The organism is Bacteroides sp. OM05-10AA (genome assembly GCF_003439055.1).
Taxonomy (GTDB): domain Bacteria; phylum Bacteroidota; class Bacteroidia; order Bacteroidales; family Bacteroidaceae; genus Bacteroides; species Bacteroides intestinigallinarum.
In genome coordinates this window covers 16,617-43,378 of record NZ_QSUR01000019.1, presented here as the reverse complement: position 1 = coordinate 43,378, position 26,762 = coordinate 16,617, and the positions used below count along the sequence as shown (strand labels likewise).

General features: G+C 41.4%; 15 protein-coding genes and 1 pseudogene. 2 read left to right on the top strand and 14 right to left on the bottom strand.

Features of this window, described 5'->3' with window-relative positions:
- The 5 genes from DXB58_RS15510 to DXB58_RS15490 form a co-directional block, all read right to left on the bottom strand.
- Nucleotides 1-2,613, bottom strand: coding sequence for a glycerophosphoryl diester phosphodiesterase (locus tag DXB58_RS15510; RefSeq protein WP_122137480.1), 2,613 nt, complete (start codon nt 2,611-2,613; stop codon nt 1-3).
- An 18-nt stretch (nt 2,614-2,631) separates the two neighbouring features.
- Nucleotides 2,632-4,338, bottom strand: a complete 1,707-nt coding sequence (locus DXB58_RS15505) for a DUF5017 domain-containing protein (protein WP_122137444.1) — start codon at nt 4,336-4,338, stop codon at nt 2,632-2,634.
- 31 nt (nt 4,339-4,369) lie between these two features.
- Nucleotides 4,370-5,977 carry a RagB/SusD family nutrient uptake outer membrane protein gene (locus tag DXB58_RS15500; protein WP_117610755.1) on the bottom strand — a complete coding sequence of 536 codons (1,608 nt, stop codon included), beginning with the start codon at nt 5,975-5,977 and terminating at the stop codon, nt 4,370-4,372.
- A 23-nt stretch (nt 5,978-6,000) separates the two neighbouring features.
- The gene (locus DXB58_RS15495) at nt 6,001-9,084 is read right to left on the bottom strand and encodes a TonB-dependent receptor (protein ID WP_233527308.1); all 3,084 of its coding nucleotides are present in this window, start codon (nt 9,082-9,084) and stop codon (nt 6,001-6,003) included.
- A 406-nt stretch (nt 9,085-9,490) separates the two neighbouring features.
- Nucleotides 9,491-10,528, bottom strand: a complete 1,038-nt coding sequence (locus tag DXB58_RS15490) for a LacI family DNA-binding transcriptional regulator (RefSeq protein WP_009000967.1) — start codon at nt 10,526-10,528, stop codon at nt 9,491-9,493.
- A 211-nt stretch (nt 10,529-10,739) separates the two neighbouring features.
- Here DXB58_RS15490 and DXB58_RS15485 point away from each other — a divergent pair, with 211 nt between their 5' ends.
- The gene (locus DXB58_RS15485) at nt 10,740-12,419 is read left to right on the top strand and encodes a sodium:solute symporter family protein (protein ID WP_009000968.1); all 1,680 of its coding nucleotides are present in this window, start codon (nt 10,740-10,742) and stop codon (nt 12,417-12,419) included.
- Nucleotides 12,420-12,424: 5 nt separating this feature from the next.
- A pseudogene (locus DXB58_RS15480) lies at nt 12,425-13,216 on the top strand (family 43 glycosylhydrolase); the annotation flags it as partial.
- 256 nt (nt 13,217-13,472) lie between these two features.
- Here the strand turns inward: DXB58_RS15480 and DXB58_RS15475 are convergent.
- The 9 genes from DXB58_RS15475 to DXB58_RS15435 all read right to left on the bottom strand — a co-directional run bounded on the left by DXB58_RS15475 (nt 13,473) and on the right by DXB58_RS15435 (nt 26,748).
- On the bottom strand, nt 13,473-14,180 hold the full coding sequence (locus DXB58_RS15475) for a ComF family protein (protein WP_009000970.1): 708 nt from the start codon (nt 14,178-14,180) through the stop codon (nt 13,473-13,475).
- Nucleotides 14,181-14,211: 31 nt separating this feature from the next.
- On the bottom strand, nt 14,212-15,015 hold the full coding sequence (locus DXB58_RS15470; RefSeq protein ID WP_009000971.1) for an inositol monophosphatase family protein: 804 nt from the start codon (nt 15,013-15,015) through the stop codon (nt 14,212-14,214).
- Nucleotides 15,016-15,131: 116 nt separating this feature from the next.
- A complete protein-coding gene (locus tag DXB58_RS15465; RefSeq protein WP_122137479.1) occupies nt 15,132-16,271 on the bottom strand; it encodes an aldose epimerase family protein in 1,140 nt (379 codons plus the stop codon).
- A 28-nt stretch (nt 16,272-16,299) separates the two neighbouring features.
- Nucleotides 16,300-16,821: an RNA polymerase sigma-70 factor gene (locus DXB58_RS15460; protein WP_009000973.1), complete on the bottom strand. Its 522-nt coding sequence runs from the start codon at nt 16,819-16,821 to the stop codon at nt 16,300-16,302.
- Nucleotides 16,822-17,047: 226 nt separating this feature from the next.
- Nucleotides 17,048-20,302 carry a DUF5107 domain-containing protein gene (locus DXB58_RS15455; protein ID WP_122137442.1) on the bottom strand — a complete coding sequence of 1,085 codons (3,255 nt, stop codon included), beginning with the start codon at nt 20,300-20,302 and terminating at the stop codon, nt 17,048-17,050.
- Nucleotides 20,303-20,339: 37 nt separating this feature from the next.
- Complete coding sequence (locus DXB58_RS15450) at nt 20,340-22,229, bottom strand: hypothetical protein (protein ID WP_122137441.1); 1,890 nt, start codon at nt 22,227-22,229, stop codon at nt 20,340-20,342.
- Nucleotides 22,230-22,255: 26 nt separating this feature from the next.
- The gene (locus DXB58_RS15445) at nt 22,256-24,133 is read right to left on the bottom strand and encodes a hypothetical protein (protein WP_009000976.1); all 1,878 of its coding nucleotides are present in this window, start codon (nt 24,131-24,133) and stop codon (nt 22,256-22,258) included.
- Nucleotides 24,134-24,169: 36 nt separating this feature from the next.
- Nucleotides 24,170-25,246 (bottom strand): cellulase family glycosylhydrolase, encoded by a 1,077-nt coding sequence (locus tag DXB58_RS15440; protein WP_118299414.1) that lies wholly within the window; start codon nt 25,244-25,246, stop codon nt 24,170-24,172.
- A gap of 23 nt (nt 25,247-25,269) precedes the next feature.
- Nucleotides 25,270-26,748, bottom strand: a complete 1,479-nt coding sequence (locus tag DXB58_RS15435) for a RagB/SusD family nutrient uptake outer membrane protein (protein ID WP_122137440.1) — start codon at nt 26,746-26,748, stop codon at nt 25,270-25,272.
- Between the last annotated feature and the right edge of the window lie 14 nt (nt 26,749-26,762).

The following is a 26,762-nucleotide window of genomic DNA, read 5'->3' as shown; positions in this document are numbered from 1 at the left end:
CTATTTATATTTAATCTTTAAAACCGTCAAGCCATATGCATCAATCGTTACATTCCAATTCTCCACTCCATCTACAAGTGTAGAATGACCTTGATTATTCAAGCTAGCAACGTTCTTCACCCGGATTTTCTTTCCAGAGAACAAACATTTCGTATCCATTTCAATCAGAGAAGTCTGCTTTTCATCATCATTATTCAGCAAGATAAGGAAAACTGTTTTCTCCTTCTCGTTCAAAGCAGCCATATATTCTATATAAGGATTATCCAGTTTAAATAATCCCGGACGCATTATCAAATCGGCTTTCGTACCAAATACCATACCAGACGTAAAACCATAAGTTAGATGGGGGCCCACTTTAGGAGTAATGAATCCACCCGGATAAGTTATCCCGCCATTTGAACGGAGAGATATTTCAGACAATAAATAGTCGGTAATCCATCCCACCTGCCACCAAGCATGATGTGGATAAGGTCCGGCTCCATTATTCATCGAGTCCCAATAATAGGAAGCGACTCCCGTTTTAAAATCCACAAATGCATCTCTTCCTATGGCAGCCGCACGTGCCATATTCAAAAATAATGAATCTTTTGTCAGCCTATACATCCGTACGAACATTCCGGCATGGCTAGCCAATAATATTGGTCCGCGATGATTGGCAGAACCAGCTACTCCACCATGCTCAAAACTCAATCCCACCTGACTGATCTCCCAATCTTTTCGTTCTATCCCTTTCACTTGTTTTACTACTGACGTCGGTATAGGATGCGTATAAACCGATGCCGTATAAATCTTAGCAGTTGATATAGCAGCTTCCTTATACTTTTCGTTTTTCGTCACATTATACAGTTCCAATAAGGCTTGTGCACTTTGGGCTGTGGCGAAATCCGGAACAAAACGGGTATCACCGCAAACGCCTAGGAAATGTCCTTTCTTTACAGCGTTCTCCACATACCAATCCGCTCCTTGTATAGCTGCCTGCAGATATTTCTTATCTTTCAATATCTCGTAAGCAATCAATAATCCATAAAACGTTGGTCGTAAATCTGTAATATCAGTAAAAGTAGGCTTTAATGTCTTATTCTCATAAGCTACTTCCCATTGTCCGTTGGGCTTCATCCATTCCAACAAACGGTCGGCAGCCAGTTTGACATGCTGTTTTAATTCCTTCTGCTGCGGTTCAAAAAGCAGAATATTACCCATATCCATCAACATATAATAAGTGATTGCAATGGGTTCCGTATAAGGTCCCCACTCTTCGGTAAACCGTTTACTTTTATACAAATAATACTGTCCGGCAGAGGAACCATAAAGGAAATCTTCCTCCGCATGTTGTTGCATCAATTTAAAGTTCAACGCATTCGGCAGTCTTTTCTGTGTCAAGCGAGGATCATCCGTCAACTTTGCCAACATCCACATAGCTCCATAATCGGAGTTTTTCATGGCATCTTTTTCTGAATCATACACACCACCCAGATAGTCTTGTGCTCCAATTGTTACTCCCTTATATACAAGGTTATGCCATTTGGAAGTGCTGTCATTAGTAAGATATGCGTGCATATCATAAAGTCTTTGTGTCAATGAATATTTTGTCTGTTTCAACCTTAGAAAATCAGTGAAACGATAAATATCATTAATCGTATGTTTCAATACAGCATACCAATCTGCTTTCTGAATAGTATAACGGAAAGAGAAAGAAAGACTGTCCCCTACATTCATCAATGAATTCTTCTCTCCCAACACAGGATGATAAAGTGTAGGCGAGAATTCCCCTTCCCGGTTCATAACCGACAATCCGAGTTGCCATTCCGCATGCATCTTTTTATCCTTCGGCCAAGGATCTCTGCCAGTACCAGGTTCCGCTGTTACAGCAATAGTCACACCCTTTCTATCCGTTATCAGTGAGGATAATGTAGAAGCAGTACGTTCTCTTGCCACTACCGGTATGTCAGGGATTCCCTGACCATAGCCATACGCTTGTACAAAGTCTGTATTTATAGCATTCCCCTGAAATATTCCGGGAACGGTAGCCCATTGGAAATTATATTTATCTATTGAAACCAGCGAAGGGGTTGCCAAAGAATAATAACCTGTCTTCTTGGAATGCAATATAAAATCAACTTTTATATCATTCTGATGAAGAGAATCCATACACCATTTTTCCGTAATCCGCATCGTCTCATTTTCGTATCGGAAACAGATTTCTGTATCAGAAACACGTTTCACTGCCGAAGGATAAAAAACTATATTCTCTCCTGCTTTATTCATGGCAACAGCATTTGTGTTCTGTTGCCATGAAGGTATAATATAACGATATTGCGGAGCCGGGAAAAGAATCTCTTTTCCCGTATTATCATATAGTGCCTGTGGTGCCGTTTCCGGTTTTGAGGAAGCATATAAAACATTATGCTGATACTTAGCTATTTCCATTATCTCCCAACCATTCGTTCCCTTCACTTTCAACGTTTCTAATGTATATCCACCAACGCCCTTTTTCCATCCAAGTTCAAGTTGCTCATTAGTCAATCGCACAACGGACAATTCCTGGGCTGATAAAGCGATAGATAAGCTTAAAACTACGACTACTGAAAAATAGTTAATGAAATTCTTTGGCATCCCTTTCATTTTTATCAGTTATTCTTTTACCTCAATATTTAATTTCACTTGCGAATAATTACTTCCATCATACCAGTCAAATACAACCTTATAAACACCGGGAGTATTGTAAGTGTAGGTATAATCTTTGGAAGTAATACTATTTAAAGAGACTCCTTTATCGGGGGTACCTTTTCTGATATAAACAGGTTTGGAGATAACCCAATCGTCATTAGTTGGCTTATTAGTACCTCCTATTAACACTAACTGTTGAAGAGTTACATTCCAATTTCGGTTCGGATTTAAACAGTCAACAGCTGTCCACCAATCTTTTGTAGACATCTTCGCTAAATTACTCCTAAAACCTTCCGGAGAAATCAAGTCCATTTCGAACGTTCTGACAATCCAATCATTCCGTTTCTCTACAGCTTCCTCTTCATCTTTATGATGAAAAGCCACAAATATCCGGGCATTAGGATCATCACCAGCAGCTTCTTTCAAACTAACTTCACCTGAAGGCGTTTTATCTGCTCCTGTCGAGAAAGCAAATTTATCTGACAAATCAACCCACGTAGCAGCTTCTACATGTTCCTTTTCGTACACACCATCAAAATCTGTTGATATTTTAAACTTTAAAAGTTGATCCACATCATAACGCACCCATGTCGAAAAATTCACCAAGATGTCATTATCCGCATAGAACCTTTCTCTGAAATCAAAGTTATGTCCACTTTCTCCGGAATAGAAAACTACATTGTTGGCATTATTACCTGTCAAACTAAACGTTATAGGCTCTCCCACCTTACATTCCACTTTATCCGGCAAGACACTCAGCGAAGCAGGAATCTCTTCTTCTACTTTACCTTGCACTTCCACAGTTAGTTTCGTCAATGCATGTTCACTGCCATTATACCAGTCGGATGTGGTTTCGAATACAACCTCATAGATTCCCGGTTTAGTATATACGTACTTATACTCATCCATCGTGGTACTGATATTCTTCAACGCAACGCCCGTATCCGGAGTTGTTTTTCGGACATCAAAAGCCTGCGAAATAACCCAGTCTACATTCTTCGGCTGATTAGCTCCACCATCAATTAATATCTGGCTGGTAGAAGCAACATTCCATGTCACTGCTGGATTTTCAAAATCAACCACCTTCCAGCCCATAGTAGACATCGTAGCCAAATTGCTTCGTACCCCTTCGGCAGAAACGCAGTCAAGTGTGATGGAACGAATAATCCAGTTGTTCTGCCGTGCTTTCTGTTCATCTTCATAACGGAATGCAACAAATAACTTTGCATCCTCTTCCGCACCGACATACTCTTTCAAATTTACCTCCCCGGAAGGAGTCTGATCATCCCCTACTGAAAAGCGGAACTTATCAGACAAGTCAATCCATGTAGCTGCTTCCACATTCTCCTTGTCATAGATTCCACTAAAATCAGAAGAGACTAAGAATTTCAGATTATGATAAATATCTCCATAACGCACCCAAGAATTGAATTTGACCAACAGGTCACCATCCGCATGATATCTTTCTTTATAAGCATAATTATGCCCTACCTCTCCCGAATAGAACACTATATTATCCGGATTTCCGTTCAACTTGAAAGTTACAGGTTCGCCCACCTGATAGACTTGTTTATCCAGCGCCACGTTCAGTTCCACACTTGGAGCCTCATCTTCCATGCAGGAAACCAGCCCCACAAGTAACAAACCGCAATATCTTATTATATTTTTCATGTTCGATTATTTTAAAAAGATAAAAAATCAATTACCAACCCTCATTCTGCGTCATTAGCTTGTTGACGGTAATCTCCGTATTCGGAATCGGGAAGAGAACATTACGGTCCGTTATATTCTGCCCTACTCTACTTGCATATTTGAATTCCGACGGAGCAGTCGTTGAAATTTCCGTACCAAAAGCCTTCATTGTAGCCACATATTCTCCCCAACGAAGCAGATCGAGTTTACGCATCCCCTCAAAGCAAAGTTCCCTAAACCGTTCTTTTTTTACTTCTTCCAAGAAATCCGTCTTAGCCAAATCTGCGGGAAGGTCCACTGTCGCATCAACAGTATGAATCGGCTTCCCATAAGCTCTTCTTCTCACCTGGTTGATTGCGTCGTACGCTTCGTCGGTAGGACCGTTAACTTCATTCTCTGCCTCTGCTTTCATCAGCAGGACATCACTGTAGCGGACAACAGGAAAATTTGTGGAATTAAAGAGACGTGCTTTTTGTCCTATTTCGTACTCTCTTCTCCATTTACCTGGGTTACGATTATATATCTGAGTAGCCGAGAACATTACTTTCTTAGTTACCTGAACCACTTCCACCTCCTGTGTTTCCTCATTGACCTTTGTTTCTTCCACTACATTATAGTAATAAGGAGCTACATTCCAGTCCTTACGCAAATCACCTTCTCCATATGAATCATAAAGTCTTTTAGAAGCCTTCATCGGACCTCCTGAGTAGCCTATTGATTCATCACGGCACAAAATGCCATTCTCCACTCCTACGGAGCCGGCCAAATCTACCGTACCAATTTTGTTACCATACATGCCTATTTCCCAGATACACTCCTTGCTTTCATTAATATCTTGCGAATGATTAATAAAGATTTGTTTATAATCGGGGTTCAACTCATGCTTCGTAGAAGCAATCACCTTGTTGGCATATTCCAAAGCATCCGCATAGCGCGTCTCGTCTTTCAGAGGTTCACCCGCCATTTTAAGAAATACTCTTGCCAAAATAGCCTGAACCCCCGTTTTGGTAATTCGTTCGTTATAGCCAAGTGCATCAATATCCAATACCAGTTTTTCCGCCTCTTGCATATCCTTTACAATCTGTTTGTAAATATCCGTCAATGGCGATTTCGCCAAATAGTTATCATTGGCAGACATTGTCGGAGCAAGTTTCAAAGGTACTTCACCAAAGAAAGAGGTCAGCAAATAATAGTAATATCCTCTCAAGAAAAGAGCCTCTCCCTTTGCTGCTTTCATCATGTCGGTATCCAATTCTTTACCTTCAACACTATACAACAGAAGATTGGCTCTGTTCACTCCTTCATACAACACTTCCCAGAAACGTCCGACATCCAGATCAGCGGCGTCCATTACGCCTGCACGGATATTAGTGTTATTAAAATTATTAGTATAAAAAGACTCGTCACTCAGTACAAATAAGCTAAAAAGTCCCTTACTGTACATTCTTCCGTTTGTGTCAATCAGACGATTATACACTCCGTTCAACGCCTGTAACAGTTCGCTTTCCGTATTATAATAATAATCAGGAGAAACAAAATCAGGTTCCTTATCAAGTATGTTCGAGCAGGAAGTTCCTAACAGACATACAGTCATCCATAACAATATATTATGCTTCATATATACGATTTGATTTTAAAGGTTTAAAAAGAAATATCAACTCCTAGTGTTAAGGTTCTCGGCCTTGGATAAGGAGACCAATCGAAAGAGGGCGTCAACGCTGTAGGGCGAGTAGAAACTTCCGGGTCCGGTCCTGAATATCTAGTCCATGTAATCAAGTTCTGCGCAGAAGCATATACTCTCAATGACTTAATATTTATCTTTTTCAGCCATGCGTTCGGCAATCTATATCCTAATGATACCGTTTTCAAACGCAAGAAAGAACCGTCTTCAATAGTACGCGACGAATAAACAGCCGGTCCTTGCCCACCTATCCGGTAGAGTTCGTTTGTCTGGTTCTCGGGAGTCCAACGGTTGGCAAACGAAGCAAACATATTGAGTGAGGTACGAGCATTCGGATCACCACCTTCAAACTCAATACGGTTGGCATTCAGCACATCACCGCCATAGCTCCATTGAAAGAATACGTTTAAGTCAAAATTCTTGTACTGAAAGTTATTACCAAATCCGCCGATATGCTTTGGATTCGGATTACCGATAATAGTCAGGTCATAGTCATTCACCACTCCATCGCGATTAATGTCCTTGAATTTGATATCTCCCGGCTGAATTTTCTCACGTGCATTTCCATTATTGGGAACACCGTCTTTCAATATATAAGATTCCCCTACCTTATCGAAATCTGTGTACTGATAAACTCCATCAAAAATATGTCCGTAGAACATAGCAATCGGATGTCCCGGAATGGCAATATAAGGATAAGCATTGTTGAAATTACCCCAGTTCACACGGCTTGCCAAACTCGGTTCATCATCGTTCAATGACAAGACTTTGTTGCGATTGAATGATATATTGAAGCTGGAAGTCCATGAGAACTCTTTCGTTTGTATATTTTTAGTGTCAATGGTCAGCTCAAGTCCCGAATTGGAAACCGATCCTACATTTCTATAAGCAGACAAAAATCCCATACTAGGTGCCAATGTAGCATTCAACAGCAGGTCTTTCGTTTTCTTATAGTAATAATCTGCCGTCAACGAAATCCGATTATCCCAAAACGACATATCCAATCCAATATTAGTCTGTACGGTAGTCTCCCATTTTAGTTTGGGATTCCCCAACGTTTTCGGCACTACCCCTTTACCCGGTGTATTACCTGTACTGTACCCAGAGTCTGCCGTTATCTGTAAGGCTGTCAGTGCAGCATAGTCCGTCACACGATTGTTACCTGTCGTACCGATACCTGCCCTCAGCTTACCACTACTAATCCATTTTACATTTTTCACGAATTTCTCTTCACCAAATCCCCAAGCAGCGGAGGCAGACGGGAAATAAGCCCAACGGTTATCTTTTGGGAACTTCGACGAACCGTCGGCACGGAATGAAACGGTCAACAGATATTTGGACTTATAATTATAATCCGCTCTTCCTAAATAAGAAACCAAGCCGTTGGCTGTCTTGCTGATAGTGGCGGACGTCAGCTCACCCTCATCCAGTCCGGCGATCCCCAACGCCTCATTAGGAACATTGATTGCTCTGATTTCATCAATAAATGTACTATTATCCTGCACAGTGAAACCGCCCAACACTTTCAGACGATGTCCCTTCTTCAAAGGAACATCATATGTCAACGTATTTTCGTTCAACAGGCTAGTTCGCTCCGTGTTGGTTATCCAACCATTCACCTTGTTATTGGTATGACGATGTCCCCCTCGAGAGTTAGAGTTGAAAAAGACTTCTTTCCGTTGATGTATCTTATTATATCCACCAGTAATCTTGAGAGTCAGGTCTTTTAAAATTTTATACTCAAAATAAGCGTTACCGATGAAATTGTAAGTAAACAATGGGTTATACTCATTCTCGGCTGCCATCAGAGGGTTGATACGAAGATCAGTAGTCGGATCGGTTGTCTCATCATACAAGTCATTCAGCAAATCACCGTCATTGACACCTGCCACTGGACGGTACCCCCACAACGCATACATCAAACTTGCCGTCGGACTAGTCTGCGATTCAGATACAATGGTACCATATTTCTTCGAATACGTATAATTAGCATTAATACCTACTTTTATTTTCTTAGTGATTGTCTGATCCAATACAAAACGACCTTGATATTTTTTGTAACCGCTGTTCAACATAATACCTTGCTGATCCACCAATGAACCGGAAACAGAGTATCTCGTCTTTTCAGTACCACCCCTGACAGCTATATTGTGGCTATGCACCAAAGCATCCCTATACACCTTGTCCTGCCAGTTAATACCTTCGATATTCCGATAATCTTCCAATGTCCTTTCGCCAGCCAAGTAGCGCTTACTGTAAACGTTGTAATCTGCTTCCAACTGATAACGCACAAATTCATAAGGGTCAAGCATTTCCTGCTTCTTGATAATCTGTTGTACACCTACCCAGCCACTATATGTCACGGTAGGCGAACTAACTTTTCCTTTCTTTGTAGTTACCAAAATTACCCCGTTCGCACCTCTCGCACCATAGATAGCCGTAGCCGACGCATCTTTCAATATTTCAATAGACTCGATTTCTTCGGGGTTCAGCATATTCCCCACTGCCATTTCCAGTGGAAAGCCATCCACTACATATAATGGGGAATTATCCTGAGTTACCGAATTATTACCACGGATAACAATCTGCAAGTCACTACCCGGCTGTCCGTCGGAGGAAGTTACCTGTACACCTGCTACACGACCTGCAAGACTTTCTTCAAAGTTAAAAACCGGTGCTTTACGCATATCTTGCACATTCGCCTTTGCAATAGCTCCTGTCAAATCCTTACGAAGTCCGGAACCATACGCAGTAATCACCACTTCATCTAACAATTCTGAAACGGCACGCAAACGAATAGTCAGCTTCTTTCCATCCTCTACCATTACTGCCTGTTTTTCGTACCCAATAAAAGAAATCTCTAATTTTGTATTATCTCCATCTACCCGGATAGAAAAATTCCCATCCAAATCACTGATAGTACCCACACTTTTCCCAGCAACTGCCACAGAAGCCCCAATAATAGGTTCTCCTGTTTCAAAATCAATCACCGAGCCAACTACCGTTCGCGTTTTTGCCTGTTGGGCAATCGCTACACTGTTCATTTTTGAAACATCTTCTGCTGAATGTACTACAGAAGAAAAGGAAATAGATAAATACACAAGACTACAGCATCTAATGTACCACTTCGCTTTTGAAATAACTGCGTTCTTCATGGTGCAATACTTAATTTCTCGTTAACAATTTAAATGGTATATCTAAGTTTTCAATCTTAGCAACTGGTCTATTCTGGTCTACTAGATTTTGCAAACATAGCGATTATTTATTAAACTCCAAATAAATTTAAAGAAAAAAACATAATCACTCTTTCAGAGCTCACTAGAAAGCCCATAAACAAAGGAAAGTGTATTTTTATTTATTTTCAGAAACAAGAAAAAGAAAAACGGAACATACCTCTTTAATATAAAAAGGCTATGTCCCGCAAATAATTCGATCTGAAAAAACGAGGCTTCAACTCGTCCTTCTAAGAGAAGATTCCCTGATATTTAATTTTGCATCCAGAATAATCGACTTCGACAGCATTTTATCCTCATTATTGACATTATGCTTGATTTGCTCCAATAATAATTGTGCAGCATTCCGCCCCATTTCAAAAGTAGGTTGTTCCACACTAGTCAGATTAGGTTCCACAATAAACGCTTCCTTAGATTCGGAAAAACCAACTACTGCCATATCCTCCGGAATTCTAATCTTGTTTTTCTGAAGAGTTTTCATCGCTCCTATCGCCACCGGATCGTTCACTGCAAAAATTCCATCTGGCATTTTTTCCATTTCAAGAATCTGATGAGCCGCCATGATTCCTTTCTCCATCATTATTCCGCAGTCGATAATCAAAGACTCTTCAACCAGCAAGCCATACTTTCGCAAGGCATCCATATATCCATTTTTGCGTTTCTGCGCGATAAGCAAATCTTCAGAACCTGCCAAATGAACAATCCGCCTACACCCTTGCTGTATCAAATGTTCAACTGCAGCAAAAGCCCACTTATAATCATCAATAACTACATGGGGAGCACTCAACTCTGCACAAATCCGATTGAAGAAAACCACAGGAAAATTATTCCAGATCAAGTCAGAAAAGTAACTAGTATTTTCCGATTCCTGGGTAACCGAAATCAGAAAACCATCCACCATCTGCGCTTCCAACGCCTTCATATTCCGCAATTCATTCTCATGCGATTCATTAGATTGCATTATCAGCACATGATATCCTTCAGGATTCAGCACACTCTGAATACCCATAATTACTTCAGAAAAGAAAGAATTGACAAATTCAGGGACAATCACTCCGATAAACATGGACTGGCTTTGTTTCAGACTCAAAGAAATCGGATTCGGCTTATAATTCCATTTTTCTGCAAGCTCCAGAACAGCTTTGCGTGTTTCTGGATTAACATCCCATTTATCACATAAAGCTCTGGAAACAGTAGAAGTCGAAATCTTCAGTTCCTTGGCTAAATCCTTGATAGTCACTCTTGGTTTACTCATAGACTGTCACTCACTCTAAAAAATTTCCCGAATATAATCAAATTCCGGCAATTGGAATGTTAAAACTCCAAGAGTTTAATTTCGGGAACGTTTGCGGTAACGTTCCCGATGATTTATATTCCGAATTGTTTGTTTATCTGTAGAATCAAAAATATATTTGCTGTCAACTTAGATGTTTTTCAAACCTGTTTTGTTAACTAAATCATTTGATATGACTACTCTCGACATCATTACTATCGTACTATTTTCCCTTGGAGTTGTTTTAGTCGGATTGGCTTTCTCCCAAAAAGGTAAAAGTATGCAATCTTTCTTTGCCGCAAACGGAACCATGCCGTGGTACATGAGCGGCCTCTCACTGTTCATGGGATTTTTCTCTGCTGGCACATTCGTCGTATGGGGTTCTATCGCTTATTCTATGGGCTGGGTTTCAATCACTATCCAATGGACAATGGCGATCGCCGGTTTCATTGTAGGATTACTCATCGCGCCCAAATGGCATAAAACAGGAGCACTCACAGCAGCAGAATACATACATAAGAGATTAGGCAAGTCCACACAGAAGATATATACCTACCTGTTCTTATTTATCTCTGTGTTTCTTACAGCATCTTTCCTGTATCCAGTAGCCAAAATATTAGAGGTTTCCACCGGGCTGCCTTTAAATACTTGCATTTTATTATTAGGAGGGTTATGCATTTTGTATGTGTCTGCAGGCGGATTATGGGCAGTAATTTCCACAGACGTACTTCAATTCGTTATTCTGACAGCAGCGGTTATCATCGTGGTTCCTTTATCTTTCGATAAAATTAACGGAGTTACCGCACTAATAGAGCAAGTGCCCGACACATTCTATAATCTTCTGAACGATGAATATACTTTTGGCTTCCTGGTAGCTTTTGGAATCTATAATACTATATTCCTGGGTGGAAACTGGGCATATGTACAGCGATATACCTGCGTCAAAACACAAAAAGATTCCCAAAAAGTAGGTTATTTGTTTGGAGCCCTATACATAATCAGTCCAGTGCTATGGATGCTTCCACCAATGGTTTACAGAGTATATGACCCTTCGCTCTCATTACTTGATGCAGAAGGCGCATATCTGATGATGTGCAAGGAAGTACTTCCTAACGGGCTTTTGGGCTTAATGATCGGTGGCATGATTTTCGCAACGACCAGTGCACTGAATTCAAAGCTGAATATTGCTTCAGGAGTCATCACCAATGATATATTCAAAAACCTAAGGCCAAAAAGTTCCGACCGTACCCTTATGTACGTCGCAAGAATCTCGACTATTCTCTTCGGAGTATTCAGCATATTGATAGCCATGCTTATTCCTAAAATGGGGGGAGTTGTAAACGTTGTTATCAGCTTGGCGGCATTGACAGGCGTTCCTTTATATCTGCCTATCATTTGGACACTATTCTCTAAAAGACAGACTGCGACTTCCAACATCACGACTACTTTATTAAGCTTGGCTATCAATGGTTTATTCAAATTCATCACTCCACTAATGGGTTTCTCCCTCAATCGTGCCGAGGAAATGATTCTTGGAGTTACTTTCCCAATCCTATGCCTGGCCATTTTTGAGATATATTATAAAGCAAAGAACAAGGAATCGGAAAAGTATCAATCTTACTTAATATGGAATAAAGAAAACAATGCCCGGAAATTGAAAGAAATCGAAGAAAATGAATCGACAGAGAAAGCGGGCAATAATTTCAGCAAACGGGTAATCGGTTATGGCATCTTCGCTTCCGGAGCTGGCATTGCGATATTGGGTGGTATGGCAGATAACGGACAAAAACTTATCATCACAACTGGCGTCGTTTTTGCTCTGCTCGGATTACTAATGACAAGAAAGTCCAAACCAACAATATCTAAAGATTGAGAATTATGAGAAGCTACTATTTTCTTATCACACTGATGAGCATTTGTGTCATCTCCAATACTATACAGGCACAGAACAAGAAAAAGAAAAGCTTCAAACCCGGAACAGTGTGGGTCGATAACAATGGAAAAACTATTAATGCACACGGCGGTGGTATTATATATGTAGATGGCATCTATTATTGGTATGGTGAGCACAAACTGCCCAATAAATCTGAGAAAGAAAAAGCAGATGGTGGTGTACATTGTTATTCATCCACTGATTTGTATCATTGGGAAGACAAAGGAATAGTATTATCCGTTGACTATAAAAATGAAAAAAGTGATATTGCTGACGGCTGTATTCTCGAACGCCCTAAAGTAATATACAACAGGGCGACTTCTAGATATATGATGTATTTCAAACTCTATCCCAAAGGACAGGATTATAAATACGGTTATCTAGGAGTCGCTGCGGCAATTTCTCCTACAGGCCCCTTTACATACAGTCACAAGTTTTTAGGAGCAGATTCTCCATACGGTTCAGGAGATTTTTGTATCTACAAAGATGATGATGGCAAAGTATATCATTTCACGGTACGCAAGCCTGATAAAGCTTTTGTGGCAGGTGAATTAAATAAGGAATATACTTACCCACAGGGAAAGTACAAGGTAGTCACGGGAATCACTAACGAAACAGAAGCACCTGCCATCTTCAAGCATAAAGGTACCTACTATTTGCTGGGATCAGGCTCTAGCGGTTGGAAGCCCAATGCCGCGCGCATATTCACATCAAAATCAATAACGGGTGACTATACGGAAAAATCAAATCCCTGTCATGGCGTCAATCCATATAATGGACTTGGCCCCGAAAAAACTTTTGGGGGACAATCATCCTTCATTATTCCTGTACAAGGAAAGAAAAATTCCTATATTGCCATGTTCGATATATGGAAACCGGAAATGCCAATTGAAGGACTTTATATATGGCTACCCATTAAAATCCAAACTAATAGTATAAATATAAAATGGAGAGATGAATGGAATTTAAATATATTCTCTGACGAAAAGAAGATTATTCCACCGTTGCCAACGTCAATATACTAATCCGTATTCCCTCCACTTTCACCAGACAAGAAGCACATGCCAGCGTAGTAGAACCGGTGGTCAACACATCGTCAACGATCAGTATGTGTTTCCCGACAAGTGCTTCGGGACGTTGAAGTTCAAAGATACCTTCCACATTATCCCGACGTTCAAGTATGGATTTGTGTGTTTGCGTTTCCGTATTTTTCTTACGCAATATGGATTCTGTATCTATGGGGATTCCTGTTACAGCAGTGATTCCACGGGCAATCCATTCACTCTGGTTATAACCGCGAATTTGCTGTTTTTTCTTGTGAAGCGGTATAGGGATTATAACATCAATTCCTTGAAAGAAATGGGAAGATAAAAGTTCTGCTGCCATATACCGTCCCATAATTGCACCTATTTCCTTCTGTCCACCATATTTCAATCGGTGAAGAATCAGCCGGAAGTCACTTCCTTTCTCATAAAAGAAAAAAGAAGTAGCCCGTTCCAAAGGAATTTGTCCCCAGAAAAGCCGCTCTACCGGATTATCTTTTCGAAGATGATAGTTCGTACGAGGTAGTTTGATATTGCATACTGTACAAATACATTCCTCGCCCTTTGCTAACGGTCGGCCGCAAACAACACAGCAACGGGGAAACAGTAAAGATAAAAAAGAACTAAGCCAGTCTTTTACAAGAAGTGTGTGTTTCATAATAATAGAGATTTTAAAGTTGCAATACCACTTACATATTCAATGGAGGGACTTCTGCCAGAAGTTTCTGAAAGAAAGAATGCAGAGTTCCGTTTGTTGCAATAATATGATGTCCTTCTATGAAGTTATCTTCGCCATAGAAGTTAGTAACCTTTCCTCCCGCTTGCTGGACGATCAATGCCGCTGCGGAGTAATCCCATTTTCCGAGAAACGCTTCCATCCACGCATCGAAACGCCCAATAGCTACATAGCAAATTGCAGCGGCAGCCGAACCATTCATACGAATACCTCCCACTACTCCATAAAGTTGATCGATGAGATGAAGAGCGGTCTGTTTATATTGTAGATGATTATAAGGTAATTCTGTAATAACAAAGGCATCTTGAATATCCTCAACACTCGACACATGAATTTCTTCACCATTCATAAAAGCCTTTCCACCTTTCCAGGCATAGAAACATTCATCCCGGCAAACTTCATAAACAACACCTAAAAGAAGTTCGGTACGATTGCGTAAAGCGATACATACACAATAAGGAGCCTCATCATGAATATAATTTGTAGTTCCATCCAACGGATCAATGACCCAACAGTAGGGTTCGTCCTGATAAGTGGCAGAGCCTTCTTCTGTTATGAATCCCGCTTCGGGCAGTAGAGCAGCAAGTGCTTTCACCACTCGCACCTCTGACTCTTTATCTACATAAGACACATAATCATGTGCATGTTTTTCCTCCACACGCTCACGACGGAAGTTCTTCCGTTCTTCTTTCAAAAAATGTCCAACCTCTGTAGCAATCTGGCATACATCAGTGGTAAGTTGCTTTAAATCTAACATTCTATCTTTCGTAATTTAGGCAATCTGCAAATTAATGCCAAAATTATCACTTTTTTTGATAGAAATAAGAGTTTTACAGGAAAAAGATAAGTAATTCCAAGGCATACTCTATTAAATTACTTTTGCACAGAAAACCTATATTCCGTAACGGAATGATATTTCTCATGAGGTCGTAACACACAGGATGGAAATTCAGGATGATGTGGCGTGTCCGGATGATGGATGGTTTCCAATATAAAACCACCATATTTCTGTTGTGGACCACCTTTAGCCACAATCTTTTCAGAGAGTCCGATGCCAGTATAAATCAGTAAACCGGGCTCTGTTGTGTAAGTTTCTATTCGACGTCCACTTTGAGGTTCTGTGATCGTTGCGGCATAACGCAGATCTCCATTATAATCACGAAGTATCCAATTGGCAGAATAACCACCCATAAGTTTCATATGCTCATTGGGAGAGTTGGCACGTTCCGCAAAACTGTGAGGAGTACGAAAATCCAAAGGGCCTCCTGCTACCGCTTCTACCGAAGCCGGCACATACCATGGAGTATTAACCGTGACTGAATCCGCATTAATTTGCACAATATGATTTAACACCGAACCTCCGTCATACCCCTGAAGGTTAAAATAGCAATGTTGCGACATATTGACGATAGTCGGTAGATCGGTTACCGCCTCATATTCTATACGCCAAGTATTATCCGAAGTCCAGAAATAAGTGACTTTACAATCTAAGTTACCAGGATATCCTTCTTCTCCGTCAAGACTGCGGCGGGTAAAAACAATTCCAAGCGTATCAGGAGTATTGATTGGCATAGCTTTCCACATAACACGATCAAATCCTTTCATACCACCATGCAAATGCCCCGGATATCCGTTGGGAGATTCATTGCACGATAGCTGATACCGAATCGAGTCAATCATAAAAGCACCACCGGCAATACGGTTGGCATAACGCCCTAATAAAGCCCCGAAAAATCTCTCGGCTCCAATCTCGTAATCTTTAAGATTCTCATATCCAAGCACTACATCTGCCATTTTCCCCTCTCTGTCCGGCACTATAATATTCGTTATACGACAACCATAGTCAATTACTTTGATTTGAGCACCTGAAGCATTAGTCAGAGTATATTGGATAACAGTATCACCGTCTTGAGTAACACCGTAAAAAGCTGCTTTTACTCCAGAACTGGAGCCACATTCCGCACAAGCAGTAACAAGTACGGCTAAAGATAAACAAGCCAAAAATTGATTCATTTGATATTCAATATTAAGGAATAAATATTTATCGAATAAACAGCCACAAAAATGCAAATGCAGAAGAAGACAATATCTCTCTTATTCGTTTGAGTGCAATACTTATTTGCGTTTCCACAGTTTTCACAGAAATTCCGAGACGTTCGGCAATCTGTCTATAAGAAAGTCCCTCCTTCCGGCTCAAGGAAAATATTTCTCTACATTTCTCCGGAAGTTGTTCAATTGCCTGATTCACCACCTTTGTTAAAGCATCCATATCAAAACAATCTTTATATTTCCTTTCTTCCAGTTGCTGATTAAACCAGTTTTCCAACAACTGATGCCTGTTTTCCTCATCACGAAGATAGTTTAATACCCGATTTTTGGCAGCCCGGAAAAGATAGGTTTTGATATAGGTTATTTCAATACAATCTTTATTCTCCCATAGTTTGAGAAACACCTCCTGAATAACATCTTCTATAACTGCTCCATCATGCGTATAGAAGTTGAGAAAACAACAAAGTTGTTCATAGTATGTATCGTAATAATTTCGAAAGGCTTGAATATCCATCGTTCCCGGAATTGTGTTTATCAGTCTCACAAATCTACAAAAAATAATCTTCTTTCGGAATACATTTTCGTAAAGAGAACCATACCCTCAAAACACTTTCTAATACTAAAACCGAAATCACATTAATTGCACTAAACAAAAATGCTGATAATGACGCGGATCATACAGATTCTTTCTAAATATAAATCTGTATGAATCCGCGTCCAAATGAGCTTTACAAAATCGTTCAGAATTGTCTTTCTGCAAAAATATTCAGAGCATAAGGATCACTCACCGCTGCTTGCTCAATATATTTCTGTGCCAGCTTCGTATCACCAGTGTAGCGATAGGCCAGAGCTAGTAAATAGCTATAATAAGCACTCCGTTGCTGTACGGCACGATCGCAGAAACTTATAAAGAAAGGAGTAGTGGCAAAATAACCCGCATCAACAGTCTTCATGCCTTCGTTCCAATCTTGCAGTTTATAATTGATGAGTATATCCCCCTTAAAAGGCATACCCGTTTCACGATAACAAAGTGCCTGATAAAATGGCAATTCCGGTAAGTTCATATTACTAAAATAATCGACCTCAATACCCGTTATAAAATCAAAATTCTCATTGGCCTTGTCTTCCTGCCCCAAAGATTTCAAACAGATTGCTTCATAATATTTAAATGGAACCAATCTAACGATATTCCACAAACCTGCTCCCAGATTTTGAGGTAAAGTTTGCGCAGCCTTAAAACAATCAGTCGCTTCTTGCATCTTATTTTCTTTCATTAATCTACGCCCTTTCAGGAAATAAGCAAACATATACTGTTCTGCAACTGCATGCTCCCCACCTTCAGCTGGGACAAAGTTACGCCCCCTAAGAAGTTCTATTGCCTTATCCTCCTGTCCTGCCATGTTATAAGCTCGTGCCCATTCAAGCATAATATCATCGCGGCTAATTGCAGACTTATGATTATTCAGGAAAGAAATGCGTTCAGCAGGAGCAACTCCTAACTTACCCATTACATAGACCGTTTCAAAAATCAACTGTTCATCATTCGGCTTCAGGGATAATGCCTGCTTCAATAAGGGTAACACTTCATTTTTACGATTCATGTGTGAATAGTAAGCGACAGCCAGATTTCGTGCAGCACGATAATCAGTACTGGACAAGCCTTCCCAAAGAGCGACTGCCTTCTCATAATGTCCTTTAGCGTAAAGGGCACATCCCAACAGCAACTGTGCCTTCTGACTTCCCTGTTTTGCCCAATGAGACAAACAGTTCATTTCAATTCGCCGGCTTGGGAAAGCAATCCCTTCCGTTGCCGAATCATTCGGAGAACCGCCTTTTATATCTGCATATATGGCAGACAGACTAAAAATCAGAGGCTCGTGTGTTTGCAACATCTCTATCAGGGAAACAGTCTCTTTCTGCAGATCAGCGACAAGCAAAGTTTCTATAAGATCGAGACATACCTGATTCTTATCCGTCCGTATCTTTTCCATAAAATCCCGGGCACTAACTTTACCGGTCAGCACACCGAAGTAACGCGCCAAATGATTAAGTTTATCATTCGCTTCTACAGACAGATATTGACGCTCCGATGCTTTTTTATCTCCCTGCAAATAAGAAGCATATATCATCAACGCATTGGCTACAGCATTATCTTTATGATAAGTAATAGCAGTAGTAAGATGTTGAACAGCCTTGTCATACTCCAGTTTACGTATATCAAGCATAGCCACATAAGTCATGGCGGAAGAAACATAAGCACTGCTCCATGCTGCTTTCTGGAAATAATCATAGGATTTCTCCTGCTCATCGAGCGCTAAATAGACATGCCCTAACAAATAGTACAGTTTCCCATTTTCAAGACGCGTATTGAACCGTGTCAACACTTTTTCCGCCCTCAAAAGATATTCCAAAGCCTCACTATAAAAAGCATTGCGTAACTTTGCTTCTCCTAAAGCGATCAATGCAGGAGCAAAATTCGGATCACGTTCAAGAGCTTCTTTATAATAGCTCTCTCCTTTAGTGGCAGGATCACGATATTGATCAACATGCAAACCTTCAAGATACAACAAATGCGGACTTTCAACCTTTTTGATATTCGGCATATCCTGTGTTGTATGAGGAATATTAAAAGTATCGTGTTTCTTCACTGTATAAGACATTAGAACAGTTCCGTCATTAGCGGTGACATCTATTGAATACCCTAACCGCATTCTTACATCCGCAGGCAACGAATATTCTTCTCTCGCCTTGATCGTCGCATTTCCCGAAAACAGAACCCGGTCATCCCCTTTGACCGTAATCTTCACATTACGAGTCTTATTCAACTGCACTTTAATCGCATCCTTGACGTATATAGCTCCTGTCGTATTTGCAAAGTCGGGAACCCCTATCTCTCCGATCGGAAACCAATATTGCGAAAAAGTTTTAGTCTCCATCGGTTCAAGCCATGTAAAATCCGGCTGATTGTCAGAATAGCTGCCTGCCATCAATTCACAATAGGCTCCATCTGTATCCGTAAGAGCATTTTCCCAAGACTGGGACAACTGATTGTAAGCCCATGTGAACATCTTCTTACCGGGTGACACATGATGATCTCCGATATGCACAACCCCGCATTTCCTGCCGGTATCATAACCGCCAAAGAAATCATACTGCGATGCAGCACTAAAATAAGAGGTAGGCTGAATCGTATTCTTATGTTTGCTTATATCAACTGCACCGTCATAACGAATACCATTAAATATTCCCGCCGCATTTGTTGCAACCGGATAAGTGGTAACCGAACGTTTGTAATGGAAAAACACATGGCTTACATCGTGCGGAAAGAATATCTCATAATTCTTATTCGAAGGTACCGCCACATTCTCCCACCATAAAAACGAATGTCTTAACAGGGTGATATTCGACAATTTGACTCTTGTCTCAAAGATAGACTCACCGGGGTTAAGCACAATACCAACCGTACCTTTCATCCGGTCTGTCGGATCATGTTCCGAAACCCAAACGATCACTCCTCCGCCCGGCAACTTTTCTATCTCATAATCAGTGGGCATAAAAGATGAAGCCCGATGATGAAAAGGCCAGTTAAACTCCAGTCCACCGGAAATCCACGAGCCCAAAGCACCGATAAGAGCTGGTTTTATGACATGGTTCTTATAGAAAAAATCATATCCATTCGTTTTATCTTTGGCAGCATATATCTTCCCACCGATTTCCGGCAATATTTGGAGTTCCAAATATTCATTTTCTAATTTGATAAGCGTATATTCTTTATCCACCTTTTGTTCCCGATTCACTTTCAAAACAATTTTATTGGGATAAGGATTGCCACTCGACCGCTGGTGTACCCTGTTTTCGGCAAACATCGGCAGTTCCTCACGTTCGGGTTCTGTGTATGTCGGAATACTGACTTTACTTACAGACACCTTGACCGATTGTGCTTTCGCGCTTGTAGTGAGAAACAAAATCAAAAATAAAATATTGAAATATTTCATGAGTGTATGTATTATGATTAAAAAAAGATTTTTCATTTTACTCTATCTTGACACAACGGACAGATGCTGCCGAAGCACGGTCCAGACCTGTAAAATTAAGATTTGCATTATTATAATAGAAGTAATAAGCTCCTGTTGTCCCTGGATTACTAGTCCATTGGTACCCCCGATATTCCTGATAAGCAATCTTATTAGCTCCCTTATCCAGATAACCTCCTGTCGGGAAGTAAGAAGTTTGCGAACCATCAATCACAAACAGATGCCCGTAATTGTTATCACATTCCGTTTTTGAAGTAAAGGTGAATCCCTGATAGCAATTCTGATCGGGCACACAATAGCCTTCCGGACAAGGATCATACACAGTCTTTACATTCTTAGTGAGACCATCAGAATTTCCCCATAGTCCGTTATTCCGCCATTCATTATGCCAGTCATTCGCAGAAAAAATTCTTATATCAGGATTGGATATGGTATAACTTACTGTTCCCACTTCAGCAGAAGTAGTTGCATTTGCGGTCAGTTCCTTGTTATCCACAGTTGTCGCACTCGAACGGACAATATCAAGCGGACGCGGGAACGGATCTTTGCGCCCCCACTGATACCATGCACCATAAGCATTCTGATCTTTAGGAGTAACAGAAGTTGCACCCAAATTACGATCCATCATTTTGAATGTTCCCCGTTCCTCATTAACATAGGTAAGATCCGATGCTTCAGTCACCCAAATATGGAAAGACCATACATTCTTGCCCGATGCATCTCGAATAGCCACAAGGGCATTTCCTTTCACGCCACTTACAGGAACTTTTAAAGTAGTTCCCTCCAATGCAGGAACAGCAGAAAGAACATCTCCTGATGAAGACGAATTCGTTTGTGTCCACAAAACAGTTGCAGACACAGCCTTATCTACTAATTCCCCATTGACATTCACTCTCGGGCGATTTTCATAAGTATAATCTCCTGCCAATGAATAATAAGGTGTGACATCTATTTCAAGTGTTCCTGCAGATGCCGTACGATAACAGTTTGCCTTACCATAATACAACGTCACCGGCAATAATTCCATCGGTTTGACAACCCCGGCTTCAATAGTGAAAGCACCCGGAGTTGCTTGTTCGTAAATACGTCCGGCAGCATCCGTTATGACGAAAGTCAACCCTTTGGTATAATTTACCGCAGGAAGAAATAAAACAAAGTCTGTATGAGCTGAGGGATTATTATCAGCAGAAAGAGGTATACTTGTATCACAAGTAACCAATGCAGTAGCCGCAGCAGAAGGAGTGGAAGACTTCCGAAGTGATACGATTCCATCCGCTGCATTGACATCAGCTATACCCGACACCTGTTCTCCGTCATTACCGCGTACAGCTACAGACTTAATACTAATTCCCATTAACTGATAATCAGTCAGTTGTATCCGTACTCCACCACACAGATTCTTAAAAGAAAAGGCTTCACCATCAGAGGCTGCCGCCATCGGCAAAGATGATATTTCACTATCGGCATTAAATGCACCCATCCATTTCTGTCCGGCAAGTGCCGAAAAGTCAACAGCAAGTGTCGTACCTTCAAGCCGGCTGCCTGACGCAGCCGACGCCGGATAAATAGCATATCGGATGGCATCATCTACAGAAGCGTCCACCGGATCAAAAACAGCGGTACGAACACTATTGGCAGTAGTAGTATAAACAGCTCCATTCGGCGTTGAAGTGCCAAACAGCCGTATCTCATCATTTTGGGTCCAAACCACATTCATGGATGCATTAAGCGACGTGCGTGTTGTGGCGGTAACAGCACAAATTGCCGTAATGGATTTTTCTCCTCCTTTTACGGTCGGTTCCGGAGAAAACGCCTCGTCATCAGTTTGCACACAACTACCCAATGATAAACCAATTACCAGAAGAATCAGAATTTTATTTTTTTTCATGGTCTCGCAAATTTAAAATGTTATCATTATTTCCATGTACCTTCCGTATCGCCATTATTCCAGGAAGGTCCAGTACCGGTATCTCCTTCCCCCGGTAGAGGTTCAGGGTCCGTAGCAGCTTTTAAAACGATTGGCAACCATTTCTCATAATTCGTAGCAGTCAGTCCAGTAAAGGTATCACTACCATTCTGATCGTATAAGGTAGCATTAAACATCAAACGGTCGGCCACCACCCGAAGTAAAGTCCGTGGAATAGCCATTTCGACTACATATCCCTTATCGGCTGCCGTATCACCAAAAGTTCCGTGAACCGCACCTTTACAAGTTACTGAAGAATGACTACATTTAATGGTATATTGAACTGCATCCGGAATAAGAGAGATTTTAAGAGGAGTTCCGGTAGCATCTCCACCCTGAAAAATCAATTCCATGCTGTCGTCTGTAGTCAAGTCTTTATCAAGACGTTCCACCAGACAATATACATTTTCTGCATCATAAGCAAAGCGGAACACGGCTTGTGTAGTGGACACACTTCCGATAAATAGTGCATCACTGACTGCACTCCAATCCGAATTGTCGGCGTCTATCACCGGTGTCATTCCGGAAGCATTAATCCGATGATTCAAAACAAACTGTCCAATCTGAATACGGGCAGCATCTTTATTCTCGCTATTGACAAAAGTAGCAGGCATGGCAGCTACAAGAGTATGCGGATCAATAATTTCCGTTGCTCCCCAATATCCTTTTCCACTGAATGGCTGATACGTTTCTCCCCATTGGGAAGCCTCTGCGTTACCCACCTGCATGGTAAAGAGAGAAGAAGCATTGTACGACAAAACAGTCTCTCCCGAGGGGAATTGTGCCAGATAAGGTGCTGCAGCCTTCTGCACAAAATTGAGTTTACGGTCCGAAGGCCCTACTTCATCTCCGGTCAATGGAGCCGAAGCCCAGTTGTCGGAGCTCCACGCCATTGAAATATGATAAACGTCGCCTTCATCTCTGAAACGTGTTTCTGTAGCTACTGCAATCTTCGTCGAATTATTTAATTCGCGGGCAGAAGGCATCTGATCCGAATAAATTTGTTTGCCCGAACCATCTATAGCCAGTCCAGTCTTTTGACGGATCACCTTTCCAACGACCGTCCATGTCCGCCCATTATCCATAGAGCGCAGCATGGCAGTCCCCGAATCGGCTGTGAGAGGCTCGCTATCCGTAAAATAGACCTGTATTTCACCCGAACGAAGTTGTAATGCATAAGGTTCCCAAGTCGTTCCCTGATAAATAATCTGGGCAGTCGACCAGGTACGTCCATTATCGGAAGAACGCCTCATCATAATACCATTACTCTGCGGATCGACCCTGTATCCCTGATTCAAGCGAAAGGAAGCGAATGCCAAAATATCCTTATTTGCCAGAACGACTGCATCACATGATGAGAAACAGCGTGTATCACTGGCACCGGAAGTTTGCTGGGCACTTTCGCTCTGAAACAGAGGACTAGATGCATTCTGCCATGTAATCAGATTAGTACTTAAAGCATAATAGACATTCCAAGCCTGTGGTCCCTGCTGGTATAGCAGCAAATAGGTCCCGTCACCCAATTTCTTGATACGGGGATAAAGAGCATTCACAGCCGACAGTGCCGGACTTTCCAAAGTCAGCAACCGGCGATAGTCTAACTCGAGAGAACTATTCCCCCATTCGTCCGCATGAGAGTTCACTGCTACATTTTCACTTTTATTGAGCGACTGAATAGAGGTTATCTCTCCGGTGACCGGTTCAGGGTCAGGATTTGAATTAGGACGCGGATTAGGCCACTCATCCGTTGAGGTATAAGATGTACAAGCAACGAGAAGCCCCATCACTGTTACCAAAAGGTATCTATGAGTTTTTAACTTTTTCATCATATTCATTCTTTTATTTGTTCAATCCGTTATCGATCAGTTTGAAGTCATACTTTTTATAAAATCAATTTCTTGTTGACTATAAGGTGTACCATCCAGACGGAATATATCATGAAACCAGATTTCAGGTTCCGGATCTCCGGCTTTGCTCGACCACTGTAAATGGAAATTACACTTTCCTGCTGTCAATCCCCAACTGATGGCACCTACCTTTTCACGTTTAAGAATCGGCATTATTTCTTCAAAAGTTGAACGAGGACGTCCCATATACTCCTGACAGATAACCGGACGATCAAACTGCTTCATGAAAGCGATGAATTTTTCCATTTCTTCAGGTCCATAATAACAGTGAAAGGTCATAACATCACAATTCTCACCCAGAAAACTGATAATCGGCAAATTACTGCGTGTGCCATGTCCTCCGGGATAAATCCATATCGGAGACGACAGCGGTTGCGAGGGATTCACCTCACGTGCCCAACGGAACACTTCGCGCAACAATGGCATACTATGTGCTTTCTGCTTGAAGTTTTCCGGTTCGTTATATAAACACCACAATAAAATACGATCATCTGCTTTAAAGGTAGTCATCACATCTTTCACGTAACGTTCCAGACGCGGATACGTTGACGGATCATTGACGGATGGTGCTCCGGGGCTCTGTATCCATTGAGAGTTATGAACACCCTGTACAGAAGCCGGTTGTACACCGAGTTTCGGACTCTCAAAACGCCCACCATTCGTAAAGAAAGTGACGATGGCACGCATACCATGTTTCTGACAGATACCCAGAAATGTATCCAGTCGTTTTTTAAACCCTGCCGGATCCGCTTCCCACACCATATCATGCAGGAATATGCGTACCGTATTGAATCCGAGTTCCCCGGCACGTCCCAACTCCAACTCCATGGTTTTCGGATCAAAAGTCTCCTCTTGCCACATCTCAAACTGATTAATTGCCGTAGCAGTAACGTAGTTGATACCCACCGGCCATTTTTGAGATGCGTACCATGCGTTTGCTTTTTCCGTCGACCATCTTTCAGTCTGTTGGGCGCAGCCGGTTGTTGTCAATAAAAAGAGAATTGTTGCAATCAATATATTCAATCTATTCATAAGAAATCAAATTAATTAAGTTGTTAATACCCAGGATTCTGGTCTTTTGTCTGATCCAATGCCATATTATAATTAAATTCATCGGTAGGGATAGGCCACCAGTAGGCTGCATCTCCCACTTCGGATAAAGCCGAAATACGTCCGGCAGCCAAAGCTGCTTCTGCAAGCTTTCCACAACGCTTCAGGTCATTGTAGCGTTTACCTTCAAAAATCGTTTCGTAGCCACGCTCCTGCAACACCAGCGCAAGGAAAGCATCTTTACTTGCATAATCGGTCAGTTTGTAGTCTGAAGAAGATGCTTGTGTCGGTTTCTGTCCGTAAGCACGTCGCCGCACCATATTCAATTTTTCCATGGCATCATCGGTAGGAGCTCCTTTCCAGCGACAAACAGCTTCTGCATAATAAAGCAGAATGTCAGCATAACGATATACCGGGCTGTCATTGGGAGTTGTACTGCTCCCTGTCCATTCCGAATCTCTGAATTTCGAGCAAATCATACCCGTTTTAGTCAGTGCATTGAGTGTTCCATTCTGCGTTTGTTTATACAATCCGAACTGATAGCGTAAATCATTCTGGTCCCAATTCTGAATAAATTTATTCTTCTGATAATCGGTATAAATCCCTACAGCTCCCATATTCACGAAAGGATTGGGCTTGCAGAGATACATATAGGCGATGGTCGATCCACTATCGCGGTTGAACTTTATATAGAAAATTTCTTCAGAAGTGGCATTAGCTGTATGACCGTAAAGGTCGAGGAAATCATCCGCTTTGCCAACCTCAACCAGAGAATATCGTTTGGATGAAATAATTAAACCGGCTGCTTCAGCCGCCTCTTCATAGCGACCGGCATAAAGACAAGCTTCTGTTTTCAATGCCAATGCGGCATAACGCGAAGGACGTCCGGCAGCTTTAGCCACTTCCGGCAGATTGGATGCAGCATAATCGGCCTCATCAATCACAAACTTCCAGATATCAGCTTCCGGAGTACGGGGTTTATTAAAGTCATTCATGTTCTGTTCATCAAAAAAAGGAACGGCGCCCCAATTTCGTGCCAGCCATGAATAGGCGAATGCACGTAGAAAACGTGTTTCCCCAGTGAGGTTGTTATACTCCTGTTGCGAGAGTGGAGTATTACCTATACCGTCAAGAATATTATTGGCAAAACGAATGGCACGATACAACACCGCCCAGCTATCTTTGGAGAAGCCCACCCCACCACTGGTAAGCCCGGTATCATAAGCTGTGGCATAGTTACCTCTTCCAATACAATAATCCGCCAGTCCTTCTTCCAGAACAATCAGATAACGACTGAATCCCGGATCACGACGGAGTTGGAAATAGATGGAATTGATAACACTCTCCACTTCTTTGGCATTCGCCATAAAAGTCGTTGCATCCACTTTCTTCGGATGTTCTTCCAAAGAGCCCATATCTTCACAAGATGTGTTCATTGCCAGTATCATAGCAAAAGCGGCAATATATATCAATAATTTTTTCATAAGACATCAGTTTT

Excerpts from the sequence above, each read along its gene's own strand:
- DXB58_RS15510 (WP_122137480.1), bottom strand. The coding sequence starts at position 2,613 with ATGCCAAAGAATTTCATTAACTATTTTTCAGTAGTCGTAGTTTTAAGC.
- DXB58_RS15505 (WP_122137444.1), bottom strand. The coding sequence starts at position 4,338 with ATGAAAAATATAATAAGATATTGCGGTTTGTTACTTGTGGGGCTGGTT.
- DXB58_RS15500 (WP_117610755.1), bottom strand. The coding sequence starts at position 5,977 with ATGAAGCATAATATATTGTTATGGATGACTGTATGTCTGTTAGGAACT.
- DXB58_RS15495 (WP_233527308.1), bottom strand. The coding sequence starts at position 9,084 with ATGAACAGTGTAGCGATTGCCCAACAGGCAAAAACGCGAACGGTAGTT.
- DXB58_RS15490 (WP_009000967.1), bottom strand. The coding sequence starts at position 10,528 with ATGAGTAAACCAAGAGTGACTATCAAGGATTTAGCCAAGGAACTGAAG.
- DXB58_RS15485 (WP_009000968.1), top strand. The coding sequence starts at position 10,740 with ATGACTACTCTCGACATCATTACTATCGTACTATTTTCCCTTGGAGTT.
- DXB58_RS15475 (WP_009000970.1), bottom strand. The coding sequence starts at position 14,180 with ATGAAACACACACTTCTTGTAAAAGACTGGCTTAGTTCTTTTTTATCT.
- DXB58_RS15470 (WP_009000971.1), bottom strand. The coding sequence starts at position 15,015 with ATGTTAGATTTAAAGCAACTTACCACTGATGTATGCCAGATTGCTACA.
- DXB58_RS15465 (WP_122137479.1), bottom strand. The coding sequence starts at position 16,271 with ATGAATCAATTTTTGGCTTGTTTATCTTTAGCCGTACTTGTTACTGCT.
- DXB58_RS15460 (WP_009000973.1), bottom strand. The coding sequence starts at position 16,821 with ATGGATATTCAAGCCTTTCGAAATTATTACGATACATACTATGAACAA.
- DXB58_RS15455 (WP_122137442.1), bottom strand. The coding sequence starts at position 20,302 with ATGAAATATTTCAATATTTTATTTTTGATTTTGTTTCTCACTACAAGC.
- DXB58_RS15450 (WP_122137441.1), bottom strand. The coding sequence starts at position 22,229 with ATGAAAAAAAATAAAATTCTGATTCTTCTGGTAATTGGTTTATCATTG.
- DXB58_RS15445 (WP_009000976.1), bottom strand. The coding sequence starts at position 24,133 with ATGAAAAAGTTAAAAACTCATAGATACCTTTTGGTAACAGTGATGGGG.
- DXB58_RS15440 (WP_118299414.1), bottom strand. The coding sequence starts at position 25,246 with ATGAATAGATTGAATATATTGATTGCAACAATTCTCTTTTTATTGACA.
- DXB58_RS15435 (WP_122137440.1), bottom strand. The coding sequence starts at position 26,748 with ATGAAAAAATTATTGATATATATTGCCGCTTTTGCTATGATACTGGCA.